18 protein-coding genes are annotated in these 22,269 nt (G+C 43.6%); 15 read left to right on the top strand and 3 right to left on the bottom strand.

The window, feature by feature from the left end; all coding sequences use genetic code 11:
• Positions 1 to 2: 2 nt before the first annotated feature.
• The 5 genes from HMPREF9431_RS02235 (at position 3) to HMPREF9431_RS02255 (ending at position 5,822) form a co-directional block, all read left to right on the top strand.
• Entirely contained in the window at positions 3 to 611 is a 609-nt protein-coding gene (locus HMPREF9431_RS02235) for a DNA alkylation repair protein (protein WP_004379453.1), read from the top strand.
• Between the two features lie 211 nt (positions 612 to 822).
• Positions 823 to 2,100, top strand: coding sequence for an adenylosuccinate synthase (locus tag HMPREF9431_RS02240; protein WP_004379454.1), 1,278 nt, complete (start codon positions 823 to 825; stop codon positions 2,098 to 2,100).
• Between the two features lie 14 nt (positions 2,101 to 2,114).
• On the top strand, positions 2,115 to 3,491 hold the full coding sequence (gene hisS / locus HMPREF9431_RS02245; RefSeq protein WP_004379455.1) for a histidine--tRNA ligase: 1,377 nt from the start codon (positions 2,115 to 2,117) through the stop codon (positions 3,489 to 3,491).
• Positions 3,492 to 3,797: 306 nt separating this feature from the next.
• Positions 3,798 to 4,721, top strand: a complete 924-nt coding sequence (locus tag HMPREF9431_RS02250) for a tRNA threonylcarbamoyladenosine dehydratase (protein ID WP_004379456.1) — start codon at positions 3,798 to 3,800, stop codon at positions 4,719 to 4,721.
• Entirely contained in the window at positions 4,722 to 5,822 is a 1,101-nt protein-coding gene (locus HMPREF9431_RS02255) for a hypothetical protein (protein WP_004379457.1), read from the top strand. It begins immediately after the preceding gene.
• On the opposite strand, the gene rlmH is transcribed toward HMPREF9431_RS02255, so the two are convergent.
• Together rlmH and HMPREF9431_RS02265 are read right to left on the bottom strand one after the other, a co-directional pair.
• Positions 5,791 to 6,261, bottom strand: a complete 471-nt coding sequence (rlmH, locus tag HMPREF9431_RS02260; protein WP_004379458.1) for a 23S rRNA (pseudouridine(1915)-N(3))-methyltransferase RlmH — start codon at positions 6,259 to 6,261, stop codon at positions 5,791 to 5,793. The genes HMPREF9431_RS02255 and rlmH overlap by 32 nt on opposite strands.
• Entirely contained in the window at positions 6,261 to 6,572 is a 312-nt protein-coding gene (locus HMPREF9431_RS02265; protein WP_004379459.1) for a DUF4491 family protein, read from the bottom strand. The genes rlmH and HMPREF9431_RS02265 overlap by 1 nt, the downstream gene beginning before the upstream one ends.
• A 111-nt stretch (positions 6,573 to 6,683) precedes the next feature.
• On the opposite strand from HMPREF9431_RS02265, the gene HMPREF9431_RS02270 reads away from it, so the two are divergent.
• Both HMPREF9431_RS02270 and HMPREF9431_RS02275 read left to right on the top strand, forming a co-directional pair.
• Positions 6,684 to 8,435, top strand: coding sequence for a phospho-sugar mutase (locus tag HMPREF9431_RS02270; RefSeq protein WP_004379460.1), 1,752 nt, complete (start codon positions 6,684 to 6,686; stop codon positions 8,433 to 8,435).
• Between the two features lie 10 nt (positions 8,436 to 8,445).
• Entirely contained in the window at positions 8,446 to 8,910 is a 465-nt protein-coding gene (locus tag HMPREF9431_RS02275; protein ID WP_004379461.1) for a MaoC family dehydratase, read from the top strand.
• Between the two features lie 220 nt (positions 8,911 to 9,130).
• On the opposite strand, the gene HMPREF9431_RS02280 is transcribed toward HMPREF9431_RS02275, so the two are convergent.
• On the bottom strand, positions 9,131 to 11,629 hold the full coding sequence (locus HMPREF9431_RS02280; RefSeq protein ID WP_004379462.1) for an FtsK/SpoIIIE family DNA translocase: 2,499 nt from the start codon (positions 11,627 to 11,629) through the stop codon (positions 9,131 to 9,133).
• A gap of 107 nt (positions 11,630 to 11,736) precedes the next feature.
• On the opposite strand from HMPREF9431_RS02280, the gene HMPREF9431_RS02285 reads away from it, so the two are divergent.
• The 8 genes from HMPREF9431_RS02285 to HMPREF9431_RS02325 all read left to right on the top strand — a co-directional run bounded on the left by HMPREF9431_RS02285 (position 11,737) and on the right by HMPREF9431_RS02325 (position 22,063).
• Positions 11,737 to 12,369 carry a 3'-5' exonuclease gene (locus HMPREF9431_RS02285; protein WP_004379463.1) on the top strand — a complete coding sequence of 211 codons (633 nt, stop codon included), beginning with the start codon at positions 11,737 to 11,739 and terminating at the stop codon, positions 12,367 to 12,369.
• A gap of 37 nt (positions 12,370 to 12,406) precedes the next feature.
• Positions 12,407 to 13,588 (top strand): class I SAM-dependent rRNA methyltransferase, encoded by a 1,182-nt coding sequence (locus HMPREF9431_RS02290; RefSeq protein ID WP_004379464.1) that lies wholly within the window; start codon positions 12,407 to 12,409, stop codon positions 13,586 to 13,588.
• Positions 13,578 to 14,933 (top strand): tRNA lysidine(34) synthetase TilS, encoded by a 1,356-nt coding sequence (gene tilS, locus HMPREF9431_RS02295; RefSeq protein ID WP_004379465.1) that lies wholly within the window; start codon positions 13,578 to 13,580, stop codon positions 14,931 to 14,933. Before HMPREF9431_RS02290 ends, tilS begins: the two co-directional genes overlap by 11 nt.
• A 388-nt stretch (positions 14,934 to 15,321) precedes the next feature.
• Positions 15,322 to 16,365 (top strand): UDP-3-O-(3-hydroxymyristoyl)glucosamine N-acyltransferase, encoded by a 1,044-nt coding sequence (gene lpxD, locus HMPREF9431_RS02305; RefSeq protein WP_004379467.1) that lies wholly within the window; start codon positions 15,322 to 15,324, stop codon positions 16,363 to 16,365.
• Between the two features lie 3 nt (positions 16,366 to 16,368).
• Positions 16,369 to 17,760 (top strand): bifunctional UDP-3-O-[3-hydroxymyristoyl] N-acetylglucosamine deacetylase/3-hydroxyacyl-ACP dehydratase, encoded by a 1,392-nt coding sequence (locus HMPREF9431_RS02310; RefSeq protein ID WP_004379468.1) that lies wholly within the window; start codon positions 16,369 to 16,371, stop codon positions 17,758 to 17,760.
• 12 nt (positions 17,761 to 17,772) lie between these two features.
• Positions 17,773 to 18,543 carry an acyl-ACP--UDP-N-acetylglucosamine O-acyltransferase gene (gene lpxA, locus HMPREF9431_RS02315; RefSeq protein ID WP_004379469.1) on the top strand — a complete coding sequence of 257 codons (771 nt, stop codon included), beginning with the start codon at positions 17,773 to 17,775 and terminating at the stop codon, positions 18,541 to 18,543.
• Positions 18,543 to 19,442, top strand: a complete 900-nt coding sequence (miaA, locus tag HMPREF9431_RS02320; RefSeq protein ID WP_004379470.1) for a tRNA (adenosine(37)-N6)-dimethylallyltransferase MiaA — start codon at positions 18,543 to 18,545, stop codon at positions 19,440 to 19,442. The genes lpxA and miaA overlap by 1 nt, the downstream gene beginning before the upstream one ends.
• A gap of 50 nt (positions 19,443 to 19,492) precedes the next feature.
• Complete coding sequence (locus tag HMPREF9431_RS02325) at positions 19,493 to 22,063, top strand: transglycosylase domain-containing protein (RefSeq protein WP_004379471.1); 2,571 nt, start codon at positions 19,493 to 19,495, stop codon at positions 22,061 to 22,063.
• Positions 22,064 to 22,269: the final 206 nt, after the last annotated feature.

Raw genomic sequence — 22,269 nt, forward strand, 5'->3', positions numbered from 1 at the left:
AAATGAACACAACAGAAGCATTGCGAGAGATAAAACAATCTTTCCGACTGTATATGAATGGACCTGCTGCGCAATCGATGCGGCAAAAAGGGCTGAATTATAAACTAATTTGGGGCGTTTCGCTGACCGATTTAAAAGAGATTGCTAAGGAATATGCACCAAATGCCGAATTAGCTCTGGCTCTTTTTCAAGAACCAATCAGAGAATGTAAAATACTATCGATTCTCTTGATGCCCATTAAAGATTTGCAAGAGCATACCGCAGAAGTGTGGATGAATCAGATAGAAACGCAAGAATTGGCAGAGATTTTTGTGTTGCATCTACTACAGCATGAACCATACGCCAACACGCTGGCTTGGCACTGGATGGAAAGTAACCGGCCATTGACGTTACTATGCAGTTTTAATCTTGTAGGAAGGTTGTTTACACAAGGCGTACTGCCGACAGAAGCGCAATGCGAAAGTTTCATCCATGCAGCACAGCAAGCACTCTTAACAAACGATATTTCTCTGCAACATACGGTGGCAAATGCCATTCTAAGTCTATATGAAGCAGATGAAAAATTTGCAGAGACAATGCGTCGGCACTTCCCACAGATTGTAGAATGGTAGAGCCAAATAAACGACGTTATATTTTTATCTTTAAACTATAATGCTTACCTTTGTGCGAAGATAAATTCAATGGTATTTCAAGGATGGATGTTTATAGAAGCAAGTGTACATCATTTTAGTGCCGAACGTTGGTTTCTTAAGACTATCACAAGAAACCATCACAAAGTGAAATTAAAGTAATAAGAGAATAACTAATTTTCTATCAAACGATATGAATACGATAAGTAAAATAGACGTCTTGCTGGGATTGCAATGGGGCGACGAAGGAAAAGGTAAGGTCGTTGACGTGTTGACCCCCAACTATGATGTCGTTGCTCGCTTTCAAGGTGGCCCCAATGCAGGTCATACTTTGGAGTTTGAAGGTCAAAAATACGTACTCCGGTCTATCCCATCAGGAATTTTCCAAGGCGGAAAGGTCAACATCATTGGCAATGGTGTCGTGCTGGCGCCAGATTTATTTATGAAAGAAGCCATTGAGTTAGAAAAGAGTGGACATCCTTTGGAAACACGGCTACATATCTCGAAAAAAGCTCACCTCATCATGCCTACGCATAGACTATTGGACAGAGCCTATGAAGCACAAAAAGGTGATAAGAAAGTGGGGACTACAGGAAAAGGAATCGGCCCTACCTATACAGACAAAGTGAGTCGAAATGGCCTGCGTGTAGGCGATATTCTCTCTGGTTTTCAGGAAAAGTATCTGGCTCACAAGCAACAACATTTAAAAATGTTAGCCACATTGGGTTGGACAGATTTCTCAACCCTTGAGGCCGAAGAGAAAGTGTGGATGGAGGGTATAGCGTATCTTCGTCGTTTTCAGTTAGTCGATGCTTCGCACGAAATAGATAGCATGCTCAAACATGGGAAGCGTGTGTTGTGTGAAGGGGCACAAGGCACGATGCTCGATGTTGACTTTGGCTCCTACCCTTTTGTTACATCTTCTAACACGATTAGTGCGGGTGCCTGCATCGGACTGGGTGTTGCTCCTAACAAAATCGGCGAGGTTTATGGTATCATGAAAGCCTATTGCACGCGTGTAGGATCAGGTCCTTTCCCCACAGAATTGTTTGATGAAACAGGAAAGAAGTTGCGTGATTTAGGCCATGAGTATGGTGCTGTAACGGGACGTGAACGGCGTTGTGGCTGGGTAGACTTGGTACAATTACGTTATTCTGTGATGTTAAATGGTGTGACCCAACTTATCCTCATGAAAAGTGATGTGCTCGACACGTTTGATACCATTAAAGCGTGTGTGGGCTATCGGCTGAAAGATGGAACAACGACAACCGATTTCCCATACGAGATAGACGATGTTACACCCATTTATCAAACGTTCGAAGGTTGGAAGACAGATTTGACCCACCTCACATCTTCCTCGGAATTTCCAAAAGCATTTAGAGATTATATTGCATTCTTGTCGGACTTTCTTTCTACACCAATCAAGATTATATCATTAGGTCCCGACAGAGCACAAACCATTATATTATAAAAATAAAGACAATTATGGCACAGAAACCATCCATTCCAAAAGGTACAAGAGATTTTGGGCCTGTGGAAATGGCAAAACGAAATTATATTTTTAACACTATCCGAGAGGTTTATGCACGCTATGGCTTTCAGCAAATTGAGACACCTGCCATGGAAACGTTGCAAACCTTAATGGGAAAATATGGCGAAGAAGGTGATAAACTGCTCTTTAAAATTTTGAATTCGGGCGATTATCTCAAGAAAATAAGCGATGAAGAGTTATTGGCTCGTCAGCCTATTCATTTGGCTACGCTATTGGCCGAAAAAGGATTGCGCTATGACCTGACCGTACCATTTGCACGCTATGTAGTACAACATCGTGAGGAATTGCAACTTCCATTTAAGCGTTATCAAATACAACCTGTCTGGAGAGCTGATCGTCCTCAGAAAGGGCGCTATAGAGAATTCTATCAATGTGATGCAGATGTGGTAGGGTCTGATTCACTTTTAAACGAAGTTGAGTTAATTCAAATTATCGACACTGTATTTACTAAATTTGGAATCCGCGTACAGATAAAGATTAACAACCGTAAAATCTTAACAGGAATTGCCGAACTTATAAATGAAGCAGAACGTATTACTGACATTACAGTAGCTATTGACAAAATAGAGAAGATTGGGGTTGAGAAAGTAATAGAAGAGCTTCAGGCGTTAGGTATCTCTGATTCGGCTATCAATAAGCTCAGACCAATCCTCATGCTCACGGGAAGTAACGAAGAAAAATTGGAGACCATGGAGGGGCTCTTGCAGGTTTCTGAAATCGGGAAAAAGGGACTTGACGAGACACGCTTTATCCTCAATACACTGAAGGCTGTAGGATTGAAAAATGAAGTGCAGCTCGATTTATCCTTAGCGCGTGGTTTAAATTATTATACGGGAGCCATTTTCGAAGTAAAAGCCTTAGATACCCCAATGGGAAGTATCACGGGCGGAGGACGCTATGATAATCTTACGGGTATATTTGGCATGTCGGGGTTGAGTGGAGTTGGCATCTCATTTGGTGCTGACCGCATTTATGATGTGCTCAACACCTTGGATCTCTATCCCAAGGAAGCCATAACCACAACCCAACTGCTTTTCATAAATTTTGGCGAAGCTGAAACTGCCTACAGCCTTCCATGTGTGGCTAAAGCGCGTGAAGCAGGTATACGGACGGAAATTTATCCTGATTCAGCAAAAATGAAAAAGCAGATGAGTTATGCCAATGCAAAAGAAATCCCCTTTGTTGCATTGGCTGGTGAGGAAGAAATGGCTGCAAATAAATTCACACTCAAGAACATGCAAACAGGTGAACAAGTCACACTCACAAGTGAAGCACTTATTCAAACCGTAGCTATGCATCAACAGCATTAAGATGATGAGTGTACTTTTGACTGGCAGGGCATGAAATAAGACAAAAGCTATTTCATCACGTTTAATCTATCGTTCAATGTATTTGTAACGGACGAGAAGGTATTTAACGCTACACATCTAAAAGTAGACCTTATTAAAAATTAATGTATCAAAAGGATAATGAGAACTTCTCCATATTGATGAGGTGAAGTAAAGTGTGTAAAGGGATGCGTTCTGTTTAGATTGTGTATGAAAAAGTACGATGGAATGGGTGATTTTATGAACAGATGGTATCTCGAGCACTATTTTTAATCAGCGGATAAGACAATGCAAAATCAATTTTCACGTACACAGCTTTTAATTGGAAAGCCGGCTATGGAGACCTTAATGGGGAGCAGAGTTGCTGTTTTTGGTTTGGGTGGCGTAGGTAGTTATGTGGTAGAAGTATTGGCACGCAGTGGCGTAGGCGAATTAGATATTTTTGATGATGATCGTGTCTGCCTCACAAATGTTAATCGCCAGCTTTATGCTGTGCTTTCCACCGTAGGCAAACATAAAGTTGATGTAGCCGAAGCCCGAATTCATGATATCAATCGTCAGTGCATTGTACACAAATATCAAATGTTTTATTTGCCTCAAAACGCCGATTCCATCGATCTCTCACAATACGATTACGTAGTGGATTGTATCGACACTGTCTCTGCCAAGATTGAACTTATCAAACGTTGTCATCAGCTCAATATTTCAATGATTTCATCGATGGGTGCAGCTAATAAGCTTAATGCTACGGCCTTTCGTGTTGCTGATATTAATAAAACGAAGATGGATCCGTTAGCAAAAGTTATTCGTAAAAAACTGCGCAAACTAAATATTCCACATCTCAAGGTTGTTTATAGCGAAGAAGTGCCACTCAAACAAATTGATGACCCAACGATTAGCTGTCGCTTTCATTGCATCTGTCCCGATAAAGATATGCGTAAATGTACTGACCGACGTGATATTCCTGCCAGCAATGCATGGGTTCCTTCTGCTGCAGGTTTGATTATTGGTGGCGAGGTAGTGAAAGATTTAATCGCGCATGCTGGCACAATGCGTATTCAATCCCAAGATATAGAGAGTAGCACAGCAGCGCAGTATGCTGCACAACGAGCACAGCAAGCGCATGAAAAATATAGAAAGATTGTTGCCGAAAAGAAAGCTGGTACATGGGTTGACGATAAAGTTGTGATGAAACTTCCCGAAGGATTCTAAATGGGGCGTCGAACAATTCACATCTTTAATCCTGGGCACGAGTTTGCCTTAGCTGAAAATAAATCTTATGTTACGCTACCTCGGGCAGCTCAACAATTACAAAATGACTTAGCCTTTCTGCCTGCTTTGTGGGCAAAAGCAGATGATTTTGTGTTAGTAAATCATGCGCATTATGCCCAAATCCCCTCCGATTTACATCCTTATGTAAAGTGTAGTAACTTCATTACACCATCAGAAATCAGCTCTCTCCCACTCGATGATGTGCAATTTGAGCCATGGGGATGGGATAAGCCTCTGTGTCAACAGCTCATATTGTTGCTTGCAGAAAAAAGTGAAAGACTACTCCCAAGCGAAGATGCACTTGATGTGTTACGAAAAATGAGTAGCCGTCAGTGGGCTGCACGATACTTGCTCCCAACGATAGTGATGCAAAATAACAATTTAGTAGGTTGGGCACATGCGTTTGATCATGTACAAGATATACTGGCGGTGATGGATAATGCCTCTCAAAATTCTCCCTATCAGTTTGTGTTAAAAGCACCATGGAGCAGTAGTGGGCGAGGATTGCGTTACGTAGATGTGCATGGCGAAGGAATCACAGAACACTTAAAAGGCTGGATTAAAAATGTTATCCGTCGGCAAGGCTGTGTGATGCTTGAACCCTTTTATCAAAAGGTGTGCGACTTTGGAATGGAGTTTTATGCACATAACAATAGTGATGTTAGCTATATGGGGCTTTCGCTTTTTAATACGACAAATGGAATTTACACAGGAAATTGCTTAGCTTCAGAGCGAGAGAAAATAAAACTGATCACCAAACATGTCGGGGTGGAATGTTTAGAAACTATTCGTCAGCAAATTCAAAGTGTCATGCGTATCCAACTTCATGGTAACTATGTAGGGCCATTTGGTGTGGATATGATGGCGTTGCCTGATGGAAAAGTTCATCCGTGTGTAGAATTAAATTTGCGAAGAACGATGGGGCATGTGGCATTGAACATCAGTAAAAAGATAGCTGAACCTGGGATGATGCGTATTATCTTTCAATCCGGACACTATGCGCTGCACATTACTCATGATGATAAGGTTCTCCTTTTATGATAGTGCAAGCCCGATAGAGCTGTTCGGTGAAAATTAAACGAATCATTTGATGGCTAAAAGTCATCTTCGATAGGGAAAGTTTTTCCTGGGCACGATTATAAATAGCTGAAGAAAAGCCATAAGGGCCACCAACAACAAACACTAAACGTCGTGTTAATTGTTGCTTCTTTTGTAGCCATGAAGCAAATGCTGTGGAACGCCATTCTTCGCCATGCTCATCTAAAAGTACAACGGTATCTGCAGGTTGTAGACTTTTAAGGATTAATTCTCCCTCCCGTTCCTTTTGTTGGCTTTCGCTCAAACTTTTGGTATTCTTTAATTCGGGAATGACTAAGAGTTCAAAAGGCATGTAGTGATTGATACGTGAACTGTAATCAGCTATGCCTGCAATAAAGTGTTTGTCAGTGGTTTTACCAACAACAATAAGTATACTCTTCATTACCTTTGCCTATCAGCATCCTCTGATGAACATTTTTTCTTTCGCTTAGGAAACCAGCCTTTTGCTACGCGCTGCTTTTGTTCGAACAATTCACCAATGCTCCACAAGAGGGATGCACCCAAAACTCCCAAAATAGAAGATGCGATAATATCCTCAACACAAAGCGACGCAATGACCGAAATGATGCCAAAGGTGAGAAAAAGAAACCATGGACGTGTACCAAAATAATATTCCGTCTTAATTACAATGGGATGAAATATACCTATAATGAGAAAGGTTGACAAGGCTATGATAATACCTGTAAAATACATAAATGAAATTAATAATTTGCGGGCGAAATTACAAAAAAAAAGTATTTAATGTCGTTTTTCCACGAAAATGATTAATTTTGCCTTGTAAGCTAATAACAAAAGTAATATAATATGGCACATAATGCAGAACTTATCGCACAATGCGAAGCAAAAGCAAAACAGTGGCTCACACCGGCTTTTGATGAAGAAACGCGTAGGGGAGTAGAACAAATGCTCGCATCTACGGACAAAACAGAGTTGATAGAAAGTTTTTACAAGGACTTGGAGTTTGGAACTGGCGGGTTGCGAGGCATCATGGGTGCTGGAACAAACCGCATGAATGTTTACACTGTTGGGATGGCGACACAAGGCTTTGCTAACTATCTTAAAAAGAACTTTAAGGATCGGGCAACTATTTCGGCTGTTGTTTGTCACGATTGCCGCAATAACAGCCGCAAGTTTGCAGAGACGGTGGCAAATGTTTTCTCTGCAAATGGCATCCATGTGTATCTGTTTGAAGACATGCGCCCCACCCCTGAATGCTCATACGCCATTCGACATTTAGGATGTCAAGCTGGTGTTAACATCACAGCCAGTCACAATCCCAAAGAGTATAATGGTTATAAGGCATATTGGGAAGATGGTGCGCAAGTGCTCATGCCTCACGATGAAGGAATTATCAATGAGGTAAATAAAGTGACCATAGACGATGTTAAGTTTGCTGGAGATGCAAAATTAATCCAACTTATAGGAAAAGACATTGACGAGGCCTATCTTAAAGAGATTCATACATTAAGCATTGATCCGGAAGTGATAAAGCGACAACACGATTTGAAAATTGTTTATACACCACTTCACGGGACAGGCATGATGGCTATTCCGCAAAGCCTGAAGCTATGGGGATTTGACAATGTGCATTGTGTTGCCGAGCAAATGCAGCGCAGTGGTGATTTCCCAACCGTGAAAAGTCCCAATCCTGAGAATGGAGAGGCTTTGGCTTTGGCCATACGAGATGCAAAAGCACTCAATGCCGACATTGTGATGGCATCCGACCCCGATGCCGACCGCGTGGGCATGGCTTGCAAGAATGACAAAGGCGAATGGGTGCTCATTAATGGCAATCAAACTTGTCTTCTCTTCCTATACTATATCATCACTAATCGTAAAGCAAAGGGGTTGCTCAAGCCCACAGACTATATCGTAAAGACAATAGTTACCACAGAGGTAATAAAAAAGGTTGCAGATAAGGCAGGAATAGAGATGCGCGACTGCTACACCGGCTTTAAATGGATTGCGCGTGAAATTAGAATTACGGGCGACAAACAAAAGTATATTGGCGGTGGTGAAGAGAGTTACGGCTTTATGGCGCAAGACTTTGTGCGCGATAAAGATGCTGTCTCGGCCATGTGTTTGCTTGCTGAGATCTGCGCTTGGGCAAAGGATCAAGGTAAAACCCTCTATGACGTGCTGATGGACATTTATATCGAATACGGTTATTCCAAAGAGTTTACCGTGAATGTTGTACGTCCGGGAAAAACCGGTGCAGAGGAAATCAAACAGATGATGACCAACTATCGAAATCATCCTCCAAAAGATTTAGGTGGCAGTAAAGTAACACTCTATAAGGATTATCAAAGTTTAGAAGCAACAACATGGGATGGAACAAAGACAAAATTAAACATGCCCACCACCAGCAACGTGTTGCAATGGTTCTGCGAAGATGGTACAAAAGTGAGTGTCCGCCCCTCGGGAACAGAGCCTAAGATTAAATTCTATTTAGAGGTGAAAGGCGAGATGAAGTGCGCACAAGACTTCCCCATGCTCGAGGAGAAAGCCATGATGAAGATAGAGGCCATCAAAAAGAGCCTCGGATTAAATCAATAAATTGTATCTGATGAATAAATTAGTAATCAACTCCTACGATGAATTCGCATCACATTTGGGAAAAGAGTTAGGAACATCTGAATGGCTGAAAGTAGATCAAGACCGTATTAATCAATTTGCTGATGCCACTCTCGACCATCAATGGATTCATATCGATGTGCAGCGTGCCAAAGAGGAGAGTCCTTATAAGAGCACCATTGCACATGGCTATCTCACCCTCTCGCTCCTGCCCTATATGTGGAACCAGATTATCGATGTGAGAAATCTAAAGATGATGGTTAATTATGGCATGGACAAAATGCGCTTCGGTCGGCCTGTCATCACTGGTAGCAGCATCAGATTGGTCACCTCGCTTAACGCAATTGAAAATCTCAGAGGCGTATGCCGTGCGCGCATCGGGTTCAAGATAGAGATTGAAAACGAAAGGAAGCCTGCGCTCGAAGGCGAGGCAACATTCCTCTACTATTTTGAGTAAAGCATACAGCGCCACATATTGAAAGAAGGAGACGGGATCAACCGCCTCCTTCTTTTGGTTTTTATAATTCTCTTACTAAAGGTCTCGAACGACTATGTAACATAGTATAGCCATTCGAGCCATCTTTTATACTCACTTTCATCACCCCCAGTGGCTCAGGTTATCGCTTGCGCCCAATCATTTTTTACACTAAAAGTTAGGAAGACAAAGGTGAAATCTATTAGCTTCGCAATTTCAAAAGCAAGCTGTTGAGTTGATTTTCGTCCTGAATGAGCACCTCACGCGGTTTACTTCCCTGCGCGGCGCCCACAACACCTACTTGCTCAAGCTGATCCATTAATCTCCCGGCGCGATTATAACCAATCGAAAAACGGCGCTGTATCATGCTCGTTGAGCCTTGTTGTGAGAGCACAACTGCATGGGCAGCCTCTTCAAAAAATGGGTCTAAACTGCCCACATCGGCCGTAGCATTGCCCACACCGCAACCTCCCGTGTCTTCAACCGGTTCTGGAAGCTCCAAGGGCTCTATTGGTCCTGGCTCGTTTTCAATATAATCATTGATGCGCTCAATCTCAGGCGTATCGACAAAAGCACACTGCACACGCACCGGCTCGTTGCCATTCAGGAAGAGTAGGTCACCTCGTCCTACCAACTGATTTGCCCCCGAGCGATCGAGAATGGTGCGTGAATCGATTTGCGAACTTACTCTGAATGCCATTCTACCTGGGAAGTTGGCCTTGATATTTCCCGTTATGATTTTTGTCGTTGGCCGCTGTGTGGCAATGACCATGTGAATACCTACGGCACGTGCCAACTGTGCAATGCGCGCGATGGGCAGCTCGATTTCTTTGCCAGCAGTCATGATTAAATCGCCGAATTCATCGATGATAACCACAATATAAGGCATATAGTCATGCCCTTTGGTAATATCAAGCCGATGGTTTATAAATTTATCGTTATATTCCCTGAGATTCTTTGCACCTGCATTTTTGAGCAAGTCATAACGATGATCCATCAAGGCACACAGACTATTTAATGTGCGCACCACCTTGGTTACATCGGTAATGATTGGCTCTTCGTCGTTCTCGGGCAGGCAAGCCATAAAATGGTCTGATATTTTATGATAGATACTGAACTCGACTTTCTTGGGGTCGACCAATACAAACTTAAGCTCATTGGGATGCTTCTTATAGAGCAAGGAGGTGATGATAGCATTTAATCCTACTGATTTTCCTTGCCCTGTAGCACCAGCAACCAACAGATGAGGTATCTTGGCCAAGTCTACCATAAATACTTCATTGGTGATGGTTTTACCTAAAGCTAAGGGTAACTCCATCTTTGTTTCCTTGAACTTCTTCGAATTCAAGATACTCTCCATCGACACAATTTGTGGTTTCTTGTTGGGCACCTCAATACCAATCGTCCCTTTCCCAGGAATGGGAGCTATAATGCGAATGCCCAATGCTGAGAGACTGAGGGCTATATCATCCTCTAAATTACGGATTTTTGAGATGCGAACGCCCTCTGCCGGAGTTATTTCGTATAGTGTGATAGTAGGACCGACAGTAGCTTTAATCTCGCGTATTGACACTCCAAAACTATTGAGCACTTCGACAATCCGGGCATTATTGGCCTTGATTTCATCCATATCAACGGTGGGCTTATCGCCATTATCATACTTCTTCAATAAATCAAGGGTTGGCTTCTTATATTGGGTAAATGGCTCAAGTGGGTTTATTGGTGTGCGGAGTATTTCGTCAATATTCACCACTTTCCCATCAGCCTTTTCTTCGTTCTTAGCCACTACCACCGTTAGTTTGCCTTCAGCCGAAGTCATTTTTCCGTCGATTTCATCGGAATTTTGCACACGGATCGGTGTCATTACGTCTTCCTTAAGAGATGAAACCGGTGGTGCATCAAAATTAGTTAGATCCACAACCGGGGCAGGTAAATCCTCTGGCAGTCCATTGTCCATTTGCACTATCTCGTCTTCTGCAACGTCTTCTTCGTCATCTGCATGCTGCAATGAGGCATCATTTTCAGCTTCGTCATCATTTAAATGATTCGTAACCGTCAGTTTCACGCGTGAAGTAACATACTTCACAGGATTCATAACATATCGCACATAGGTAATCGTCTTAGCACTTAGATAAGTGAGAAATGTCAATGCCGTGAAGGCCAAGAGAATGATTAGACCTGGTGCTCCAACAACATTTTCAATGGTTTGCATGCAATATAGTCCATGTGCCCCACCAGGATTGAATGATAGATTGCTACACAATGGGGTTAGGAATTTGGCAAACGAAATAGAGCACCATTCCATGACAATCATTAGGTAGAAGAACCATTTCCAAAGGTTAGGCTGATAAATTCTCATCAGCTTTAGTCCTGCTAAAACAACGAACACAGGTATGAGGAATGCAGAGATACCAAAAGTTAATGTGATAAGCTCATACGACAAGATAGCACCGATGGAACCACATATATTTGTAAACATTCGGTTTGAATTCAACCATTCTCCCGCACGCAGACTCTCTAATATGCTTTGGTCGGCCTGCCCTGTAAAAAGGAATGAAACCATTGCTATGAGTAAATAACCTGCAATGAAAAAAAGGATTAACCCAAGAAGAAAGTCTGTTTTCTCACTGTTTAAAATATCTTGAAAGCCAACCACCTTACCCAGCGTATTGGATTTGCGGTTAGATTTTTTCTTTCCCATACCTACTCGTTACCTTCAAATTTCTTGCAAAATTAGCGTAAAAATCCGATATGGGGTGTTCTTTTCACAACTTTTTTCTAATTTTGCAGCGCAGCAAATAAGGCAAAATGAAGAAAACGATATACAGTCGATTTGACAAGAAAGCAATTACAGAATTGCCACAAGTCCTCTTTCCTGGCAGGATTATTACCATCATAAACGAAAGCGATGCGGACAAAGCCGTAGACTATTTGCTCTCTTGTGACATTTTAGGCGTAGATACGGAGACACGTCCTACCTTTAAAAAAGGACAGCAACATAAAGTTGCACTATTGCAGGTTGCTACACACGATACATGCTTTTTGTTTCGATTGTCAGATATAGGTTTACCCAAGTCCGTTATCCGCCTGTTAGAAGATAAACAGATACCTAAGGTAGGACTCTCTTGGCACGACGACCTATTATCGCTCAGCAAGCGAGAAAAGTTCACACCTGGTTATTTTATTGACTTGCAAAATCTTGTTGGTACGCTTGGCATTAAAGATTTAAGTTTACAAAAGATTTATGCTAACTTGTTCCATCAGAAGATAAGTAAGCGGCAACGTCTTACTAATTGGGAAGCCGATGTGCTCAACGAAAAGCAAAAACAATATGCTGCCACAGATGCATGGACGTGCATCAATCTATATGAAGAAATCGTTAGGCTCACCCGAACGAAAGCCTATCAGCTCATTGACAATTCAGAGAGCATCACTAAATAGACAACAATAAAAAGGATAAAAACAGAAGCACAGATACATGTATAAGACAGTCCATCTAAAAAAAGGAAAGGAGGAATCGCTCAAACGGTTTCATCCCTGGATTTTCTCGGGTGCCATTCACCATCTTGACGAAGATATTTCAGAAGGCGAAATTGTGCGCGTAGTTACATTTATGGGCGATTTCATCGCTATCGGCCATTATCAGATTGGTTCTATTGCAGTGCGAGTGCTCTCTTTCCAAGACATTCATGTTGATGAGACATTCTGGGAAGCGCGTTTAGGCAGCGCCTTAGCTATGCGAAGAGGCATTGGTATGGCCGACAACCCACAAAACAACACTTATAGGCTCGTTCATGGTGAAGGCGATAATCTGCCAGGGCTGATTATCGATTGTTATGGGAAAACAGCTGTCATGCAAGCGCACAGTGTAGGCGTGCACAACAATCGGTTTGACATCTGTAAAGCACTCATTAAGATTATGGACGATAGAATCGAGCAGGTCTATTATAAAAGTGAAACAACCCTCCCCTATAAAGCCGAATTAGGACAGGAAAACGGGTTTATCTATGGTTCTACAGAAGAGGATGTTGCCATCGAAAACGGGCTTAAGTTCCATGTCGATTGGCTAAAGGGCCAGAAGACCGGCTTTTTTATCGACCAGCGAGAAAACAGGAGTTTATTGGAGCACTACGCTAAAGGGCGCAGTGTTTTGAACATGTTTTGCTATACAGGAGGCTTTTCTGTCTATGCCATGCGTGGGCAAGCAAAATTGGTACATTCAGTTGATAGCAGTGCTAAAGCTGTTGAACTTACCAATCAGAATATTGTGGTGAACTTTCCGCAGGACACACGCCATGAGGCCTTTTGTGAAGATGCATTCAAATATTTAGATACGCATGATGGCAAATACGATTTGATTGTGCTCGACCCACCAGCCTTTGCCAAGCATCGATCCACATTGAGAAACGCGCTAAAGGGCTATACTCGCTTGAATGTGAAAGGCTTTCAGCAGATAAAAAGCGGCGGAATTCTTTTCACATTCAGCTGTTCGCAGGTCGTAACGAAAGAGCAATTCCGCAATGCTGTTTTCACGGCTGCTGCACAGGCTGGCCGAAAGGTCAGGATACTTCATCAGCTGCATCAGCCGGCAGACCATCCCATCAACATCTACCATCCTGAGGGTGAGTATCTAAAGGGGCTCGTGTTGTATGTGGAATAGCTATCTTCTGCGCGTAAAAGACTTTATTGAAAGCCAACAACTACTGCAACGCGATAAGCTATATATCGTTGCATTGAGTGGCGGAAGCGACAGTGTTGCACTGTTATGTATGATGCGCGAATTAGGCTATCGCATCGTTGCTGCTCATTGTAATTTTCAATTACGAGGAGAAGAAGCGTACAATGATGAACGATTTTGTGAAACGCTTTGTGCTCAATTCAATATTCCTTTCCACCGCATTCATTTTGACACCCAGACTTATTCGCAACTCCACCATGTGAGCATTGAAATGGCAGCGCGGGAATTGCGCTATCAATATTTTGAAAACTTGCGTGAAGATGTAGCCGCAGAAGGCATTTTAGTGGGGCATCATCAAGATGATAGTGTAGAAACAATTTTGATGAATCTCATTCGTGGCACAGGAATAGATGGATTGCTGGGCATACAAGCCAAGAAGGGACGCATCATCCGTCCGCTTTTATGCCTGACACAGAATGAAATCTACGATTATCTAAGGGCAAAGCGACAAGCCTACGTTTTAGACCAAAGTAATCTCATCGATGACGTGGTGCGCAATCGGATTCGCTTAAACATCATTCCGTTACTACAGGAAATTAATTCGTCGGCAAGCCAAAACATCATAGCCACGAGCAAACGATTGTCGCAGGTTTCAGAACTATTTCATCAAGCTATTCTGCAAAACATTGAAGCGGTGACAAAAGAAAAGACCGACGATGCTACCCTACTTGATCTTGAGCAATTACAACATCTCACAGCCCAAGAGTACACCCTCTTCTATCTGCTGCGCAATTTCAATTTCTCACCCGAAACCATCGCGCAAATCTCCTCGCATCTGCATGCTCCAACCGGCAAACGATGGCTTTCGAAAACGCATGTTGCCAGCATCAATCGCTCTTATTTAATGATTGAGAAACGTTGTGTTGCTGATTTGCAACAAGCACTGGTAATCCCCGAGGAGGGGAATTATATTTGGAATGCAAACTTGAAGTTCACATTCACCCAACAGCCAATCTCACCAACATTTCAACCCAGTCGTGCGGCTAACGAGGCCACTCTCGATGCTGACAAAGTGAGGTTCCCTCTAAAAATTCGTTATGCACGCCAAGGAGACCGCTTTACCCCATTTGGGATGCAAGGAAGCAAATTGCTCAGCGATTTTTTAACCGAGAAAAAGTTCTCGCTCAATAAAAAGCAACAACAATTAGTCATAGAGGACAGCGCCGGGACGTTGGTTTGGATTGTAGGACTGCGCACAAGTCAATGTGCATGCATCCATCACCAGACTCGCAAAGTTCTGAGAATTTGTTGCATCCATGCCGATTAAAGTGCTCTTCAATGTGTCCTGCGCACGCCATATCGAATCTAAAACAGACGTTCCCGACCTCGGGAACGAACAAAATGATTTAAAAACGTTGTTCCCGACCTCGGGAACAGCTGAAAATGACAAAAATCATCGTTCCCGATGTCGGGAACGCCCAAAAATGAAAAAAACAGCTGTTCCCAATGTTGGGAACACGCAAAAACATCAAAAATGGTTGTTCCCGACATTGGGAAACCACAAAAATGAGAAAAACAGTCGTTCCCAAAGTTGGGAACACGTTTTTTGTGTCCTTTACAGGGTATCATGACAGAAAATATTAGAGCAGATGCACCCATTCTAAATTTATTTTACTATATTTGCAGCCGCATTCTTACATTTAATAAATTATATGATGGAGTTTACAGCGAAACAAATTGCCCAGTTTATTCAAGGTAAGATTGAGGGCGATGAAAATGCTAAGGTTAATACATTTGCAAAAATAGAGGAAGGTGTTCCTGGCGCTATATCTTTTTTAGCCAGCCCAAAATACACACACTACATATACGAAACGCAATCGACAATCATTCTTGTCGATGAAACAATTGCTATTGAAAAGCCCGTTAAAGCCGTATTGATTAGGGTGAAAAATGCGCGCGATTGTGTGGCAAAACTGTTGCAATTATATGATGCTGCTACCCACCCCAAAAAGCAAGGTGTTAGCGAATTGGCATTTGTTGCGCCTTCGGCAAAAATTGGGAAAGACGTTTATATAGGCCCCTTCGCTTTTATTGGTGAGAATACAATCGTTGGTGATGAATGCCAGATTTATCCAAATGCAACGATTGGCGACAACGTCACACTCGGTAATGCCTGCACCATCTATCCCAATGCGACCATCTATGCAGGCTGCCGGTTAGGAAACCGCGTAACCCTTCACGCAGGAGCAGTCATCGGAGCCGATGGCTTTGGATTTGCTCCCAATGGGACCGATGGTTACGATAAGATACCACAAATAGGCATTGTAGAGCTTGAAGACGACGTGGAAGTGGGTGCAAACACTTGTGTTGACCGCTCGACCATGGGCAGTACTAAGATACATCAAGGGGTGAAATTGGACAACCTCGTGCAAATCGGCCATAATGTAGAAGTGGGTTCCAACACGGTGATGTCTGCGCAGGTGGGCATTGCCGGCAGCACGAAAGTGGGTCAATGGTGCATGTTTGGCGGCCAAGTGGGTGTTGCAGGACACATAGAAATAGGCGACAAAGTGTTTCTTGGTGCACAGAGCGGTGTACCCGGCAGCATCAAGTCTAATCAAGTTCTAATCGGTACGCCTCCTATGGAGCGCCGACCCTACTTCAAATCACAGGCAATATTTCAGCGGCTCCCTGAAATCTACCAAGAACTCAACGCATTGAAAAAGGAAGTTGCACAATTAAAAGAAAATAGAAAATAAAATATGGAAGCTAAAAAGCAAACAACACTCAAAGGTAGTTTTTCTCTCTTTGGGAAAGGATTGCACACAGGATTGAGTCTAACGGTTACTTTCAATCCTGCCCCAGAGAATACAGGATATAAAATTCAGCGTATAGATTTAGAAGGGCAGCCCACGATTGATGCCATCGCCGAGAATGTGGTTGACACACAACGTGGAACTGTTTTAGGTAAAGGCGATGTTAAGGTTTCGACGATTGAGCATGGAATGGCAGCGCTTTATGCATCGGGCATTGATAACTGTCTGATACAAGTTAATGGCCCCGAATTCCCTATTCTCGACGGTTCAGCGGCCATGTTTATCGACCATATTAAGAAGGTGGGTATTCAAGAGCAGAACGCATCGAAAGATTATTATGTCATTCGCCATAAGATTGAGGTGAAAGATGAAAATACGGGGTCTGTCATCACCATACTTCCCGACGACCAGTTTAGCTTGACGGCCATGTGCTCGTTCAATTCTAAATTCATCAATAGCCAATTCGCCACGCTTGAGGACATGTCGACTTTTGACACCGAGATTGCGGCAGCGCGTACCTTTGTCTTTGTCAGAGACATCATGCCCCTGTTGGAAGCCAATCTCATTAAGGGTGGCGATTTAGACAACGCGATTGTCATCTATGAGAAAGAAGTGAGTCAGGAGAATTTAAATCAATTAGCAGACATCCTCAAAGTGCCTCATATTGATGCAAAGAAGATCGGTTATATTCAGCATAAACCCCTCATGTGGGAAAACGAATGTACGCGGCATAAATTGTTAGATATTATCGGTGACATGGCTTTAATCGGTCGTCCTATCAAAGGAAGGATTGTTGCTACTCGTCCCGGGCACACCATCAACAACAAATTTGCACGCCTCATGCGAAAGGAAATTCGCAAACACGAGGTACAAGCTCCTAATTATAATCCCAACGATCCTCCTATTTTGGATAATAAACGGATTAGAGATTTGCTTCCGCATCGTTATCCTATGCAGTTGGTTGATAAAGTCACTGCAATGGGGCCAACCAGCATTGTCGGCATTAAAAACGTAACAGCCAATGAACCTTTCTTTCAGGGACATTTCCCAACAGAGCCTGTAATGCCAGGTGTTTTGCAAATCGAAGCAATGGCGCAGTGCGGTGGTTTGTTGGTGTTGAGCCAATTAGAAGAGCCCGAAAAGTATTCCACCTATTTCTTGAAAATAGATGATGTGAAGTTCCGACAGAAGGTCGTTCCTGGCGATACGCTGCTATTTAAAGTAGAATTGTTGGGACCTGTACGTCACGGCATCAGCTCGATGAAAGGCTATGTATTCGTGGGCGATCAGGTTGTTTCGGAAGCCACATTCACCGCGCAGATTGCAAAAAATAAATAAGGCATAAAGAATATGAATCAAATCAGTCCCTTAGCTTTCGTTCATCCAGAAGCACAATTAGGCGATAACAACATCATAGGTCCCTTCTGCTATATTGATAAGAATACGGTTATTGGCAACAATAATAACTTTCAAAACAGTGTGACGATTCATGTTGGAGCGCGCATTGGTGACAACAACGAAATTTTTCCCGGTGCAAGCATTTCGACGAAGCCACAAGATTTGAAATTTAAGGGTGAAGCTTCAACTTGCGAAATTGGAAATAACAACAGTATCCGAGAGAATGTTACCATATCGCGCGGAACGGCGTCTAAAGGAAAAACGATAGTTGGGAGTAACTGTTTGCTGATGGAAAACATGCACATTGCACATGATTGTGTTGTAGGTAATAATTGCATCGTCGGCAATTCCACCAAATTTGCCGGCGAAGTTACCATTGAAGACAATGCCATTATTAGCGCCGCTGTGCTCACCCACCAATTTTGTAAGATAGGAGGCTATGTCATGGTGCAAGGTGGATGCCGATTTAGTCAGGACATTCCACCTTATATTATTGCAGGAAAAGAACCGACACGCTATTGTGGAATCAATTTGGTGGGGCTACGTCGACGAGGTTTTAGCAACGAAACCATTGAGCGCATTCATGAAGCCTATCGCTTACTCTATTCAAAAGGTGTTTTGAAAGAAGGGATTGAGGCCATTAAAAACAACTTGGAAGTAACGCCCGAAATTCAATACATCATAGAATTTGTAGAGCATTCAAAGCGCGGAATTATACGTTAATGTCTACACTGATTGTTCTTGTAGGCCCTACAGGTGTAGGCAAAACAGCAGTAAGTATTCAAATTGCCCAGCATCTGAACTCTCCGATAATGAATGTTGATTCACGCCAGCTCTATCGAGAGATTCCCATTGGTACAGCTGCCCCTACAGCGATAGAACAGCGAACGGTGAGACATTATTTTGTGGGAACGCAGACCATTACCGATTACTATAGTGCAGCCCAATTCGAGACCGAAGCGTTGCGTGTTGCGCAAACTTACTTTGAAAATGGCGGGAAAATGCTACTTGCTTCGGGGGGTAGCATGCTTTATATTGACGCATTGTGTAAAGGTATTGATGACATTCCTACCATTGACGCGGAAACCCGTGAATTGTTGCGACAAAAATTAGCTCGTCAAGGCTTAGCAGAACTGACAAAAGAACTCCAACAATTAGATCCCGAATATTATGAACTTGTGGACAAGAAAAATCCAAGGCGTGTCATGCATGCCTTAGAAATTTGCTATATGACCGGTCGTACATTTACCTCTTTCCGCAATCAAACGAAGAAAGCACGCCCTTTCAACATCCTCAAGATTGGATTAAATCGTGACCGCGAAGAGATATACACTCGCATTAATCAGCGCGTTTTGGACATGGTTCAAAACGGGCTTTTCGACGAGGCACTCGCCGTTTACGCGCATCGTGACGAAAATGCCCTCAATACCGTTGGGTACAAGGAATCTTTTCTTTATCTCGATGGGCTTATCACGCGCGAAGAAGCGATTCGACAGATACAGTCCCACACACGTGAATATATGCGTAAACAACTCACCTGGTTTAAGAAAGATGAGCATATCAAGTGGTTTCACCCCGATAACATACAAGAAATTTTAAAATATATTGACGAGAATAGCTAAGCAGCAAGAAATTCGTTATTTTTGCATAAACAAAAAGAAAAGATTGGCGTATGGATAAGATAAAACAGTTTTTCAGATGGTGTATTAAGAAATTGCGCCGTTTTTGGCCGTGGTATAAATCACTCTATCAAGGCAAAGCTTGGTACACGAAAGCACTCATTGGTTTTTGCTCATTCCTCATCTCGTTTATCGTTTATTTAGGAATGGTCGACATGAATTTCCTCTGGCTCTTCGGAAAATCGCCTGGCTACTTCTCGGGTATCATGGATCCACAGACCAGCGAGGCTTCAGAAATCTACAGTGCCGACGGCAAGTTGATTGGTAAATTCTTTAATGAAAACAGAACGCCTGTGAAATATGAAGAAGTAAATCCCATCTTCTTCAAAGAACTCATTGACACTGAGGACGAACGCTTTTACAAGCATTTCGGCATTGATCCTATCGGCTTGTTTGCCGCCATGAAAGATGCTGTAGTACATCGCGGTGGACGTGGCGCATCAACCATCACGCAACAGTTAGCCAAAAATATGTTTCGCGTGCGCTCACAATATTCAACCGGACTCTTGGGTAAGATTCCCGGGTTGAAAATCTTGATTGTGAAGAGCAAAGAATGGATTATTGCTACCAAATTGGAAACCGTTTATTCGAAGAAAGAAATCATAACAATGTATGCCAACACGGTAGATTTTGGTAACAATTCGTTTGGCATCAAAACGGCAGCCAAGACCTATTTCAACACCACCCCACGCGATTTAACAGCCGAGCAAGCCGCCGTTTTGGTGGGCATGCTGAAGGCCACGTCCTATTACAATCCCAGGAATAATCCCAAGAACTCGCTGGCACGCCGCAACGTTGTTTTAGACAACCTTTACCATCATGGCGACATCTCGCGTCAGGTGTGCGACTCGCTGAAGAATATTCCCATCAAGCTTGATTTCAAGGTCGAAGAGAACTATGACGGGCAAGCAAAATATTTCCGCGAGGCCGTGGCTAACTATCTCAAGGATTGGTGTCAGGACAACGGCTACGATTTGTATTCGAGTGGGTTGAAAATCTACACCACCATTGACACGCGCATGCAGAAATATGCTGAAGAGGCGGCGCGCAAACAGATGAAACAGGTGCAGCAGAATTTCAACAACCATTGGAGCATCTACCGCAATCAATCCACCAACTGGCTACGACAAGAGCCGTGGCAAGACGAAAATCACAAGGTCATTCCCAACTTCATTCAGCAAATTGCCGAGCGACAGCCATTCTACAAAGCGTTGCTCGCCAAATATCCCAACAACATTGACTCGGTCAACTACTATTACAAAGAGTGGAAGCACCCTGTAAAGCTCTTCGATTATGACAAGGGAACTATCGTGAAGGAGATGACTTCGGAAGACTCCATTAAATATATGACCACCTTCATGCACTGTGCATTCCTTGCTATGGAGCCTCAGACTGGTGCCGTAAAAGCATGGGTAGGCGACATTGATTTTGCATCGTGGAAATACGATAAGGTCACGGCCATGCGCCAGCCGGGTTCAACCTTTAAACTCTTCGTCTACACAGAAGCCATGAACCAGGGGCTCACTCCCTGCGACAAGCGCCGTGACGAGTATATTTCAATGCAAGTATTCGACAAGAAGAAGAACAAAGAAGTTACCTGGACACCGGGCAACGCCAACGGCTCATTCAGCGGCGACTCCATCCCGTTAAAAGGGGCTTTCGCCCGAAGTATCAACTCCATTGCTGTGCGGTTGGGACAAGAAATGGGTATCCCGAGAATCATTGAGACGGCCAAGCGCATGGGCATCACCAGCCCACTTGACGATGCCCCCTCATTGGCTTTGGGTTCAAGCGACGTCAGCCTGTTAGAGATGGTGAACGCTTATTGTGTTATTGCCGACAATGGCCACCACCACGATCCCGTGCTCGTGACGCGCATCGTCGACAAAGACGGCAATGAGGTGTATGTTGGCCCCACGAAGAGCGAAACAGTCATCCCCTACAAGAGCGCCTTCCTCATGCAGCAAATGTTGCAAGGAGGATTGAAAGAGCCAGGTGGAACCTCGCAATCGCTGTGGGGGTACATAGGTAACTACCGCGACACCGAGTTTGGCGGAAAGACTGGAACGAGCAACAACCACTCCGATGCATGGTTCATGGGCGTGAGTCCCAAGTTGGTTGTCGGCGCATGGGTCGGCGGCGAATATCGCAGCATTCACTTCCGCACAGGTGCCCTCGGACAGGGTGCACGCACGGCATTGCCCATCTGCGGCTACTTCTTGCAGGCACTGTTCAAAGACCCGGCTTTCAAGCAGTATCATGGCAAATTTGACAAACCCCACGACTCAGACATCACGAGCGATATGTACCTTTGCCCCAGCTACTATCAGGCGGCGAAGCGTGACACCACGGCTGCCGATAGCACTGTTATGGAAGAGGAGGTGATGCTCGACGAAGATGGAAACCCAGTGAACAGCAATGCAACCGAAGTGGGTGAGGCAACCAACAGAGAACCGAAAGATGGCCACGAAAAGGCCAACAAAGAGGCTACTAAACCGCAAGAAGGCAAGAAAGAAAAGAAACGCAAAGCTACAGAGCAACAAGTGAATTTAGACGACATTTAAGGTCAAAATCTCAATATTCATTACGGCGGGTGGGTCTCCAATGGCTCACCCGCCGCTGGCTTTGTCCCCAACTCCATCAGGCGAGACCAATCTCCACCAAACCATACGGTGTGCCATTACCGCGTAGCGGTTATACTTTCGATAGCGCAGGGTTGGCAAGTGCAACGCAGCCTACCCTGGGTAATGGTGCGAGGGAGGAGGCTACC

Source organism: Segatella oulorum F0390 (assembly GCF_000224615.1).
Taxonomy (GTDB): Bacteria; Bacteroidota; Bacteroidia; order Bacteroidales; family Bacteroidaceae; genus Prevotella; species Prevotella oulorum.

Excerpts from the sequence above, each read along its gene's own strand:
- hisS (WP_004379455.1), top strand. The coding sequence starts at position 2,115 with ATGGCACAGAAACCATCCATTCCAAAAGGTACAAGAGATTTTGGGCCT.
- lpxD (WP_004379467.1), top strand. The coding sequence starts at position 15,322 with ATGGAGTTTACAGCGAAACAAATTGCCCAGTTTATTCAAGGTAAGATT.
- tilS (WP_004379465.1), top strand. The coding sequence starts at position 13,578 with ATGTGGAATAGCTATCTTCTGCGCGTAAAAGACTTTATTGAAAGCCAA.
- HMPREF9431_RS02240 (WP_004379454.1), top strand. The coding sequence starts at position 823 with ATGAATACGATAAGTAAAATAGACGTCTTGCTGGGATTGCAATGGGGC.
- HMPREF9431_RS02265 (WP_004379459.1), bottom strand. The coding sequence starts at position 6,572 with ATGTATTTTACAGGTATTATCATAGCCTTGTCAACCTTTCTCATTATA.
- HMPREF9431_RS02255 (WP_004379457.1), top strand. The coding sequence starts at position 4,722 with ATGGGGCGTCGAACAATTCACATCTTTAATCCTGGGCACGAGTTTGCC.
- lpxA (WP_004379469.1), top strand. The coding sequence starts at position 17,773 with ATGAATCAAATCAGTCCCTTAGCTTTCGTTCATCCAGAAGCACAATTA.
- rlmH (WP_004379458.1), bottom strand. The coding sequence starts at position 6,261 with ATGAAGAGTATACTTATTGTTGTTGGTAAAACCACTGACAAACACTTT.
- HMPREF9431_RS02275 (WP_004379461.1), top strand. The coding sequence starts at position 8,446 with ATGAATAAATTAGTAATCAACTCCTACGATGAATTCGCATCACATTTG.
- HMPREF9431_RS02325 (WP_004379471.1), top strand. The coding sequence starts at position 19,493 with ATGGATAAGATAAAACAGTTTTTCAGATGGTGTATTAAGAAATTGCGC.
- HMPREF9431_RS02270 (WP_004379460.1), top strand. The coding sequence starts at position 6,684 with ATGGCACATAATGCAGAACTTATCGCACAATGCGAAGCAAAAGCAAAA.
- HMPREF9431_RS02280 (WP_004379462.1), bottom strand. The coding sequence starts at position 11,629 with ATGGGAAAGAAAAAATCTAACCGCAAATCCAATACGCTGGGTAAGGTG.
- HMPREF9431_RS02290 (WP_004379464.1), top strand. The coding sequence starts at position 12,407 with ATGTATAAGACAGTCCATCTAAAAAAAGGAAAGGAGGAATCGCTCAAA.
- HMPREF9431_RS02310 (WP_004379468.1), top strand. The coding sequence starts at position 16,369 with ATGGAAGCTAAAAAGCAAACAACACTCAAAGGTAGTTTTTCTCTCTTT.
- miaA (WP_004379470.1), top strand. The coding sequence starts at position 18,543 with ATGTCTACACTGATTGTTCTTGTAGGCCCTACAGGTGTAGGCAAAACA.
- HMPREF9431_RS02250 (WP_004379456.1), top strand. The coding sequence starts at position 3,798 with ATGCAAAATCAATTTTCACGTACACAGCTTTTAATTGGAAAGCCGGCT.
- HMPREF9431_RS02235 (WP_004379453.1), top strand. The coding sequence starts at position 3 with ATGAACACAACAGAAGCATTGCGAGAGATAAAACAATCTTTCCGACTG.
- HMPREF9431_RS02285 (WP_004379463.1), top strand. The coding sequence starts at position 11,737 with ATGAAGAAAACGATATACAGTCGATTTGACAAGAAAGCAATTACAGAA.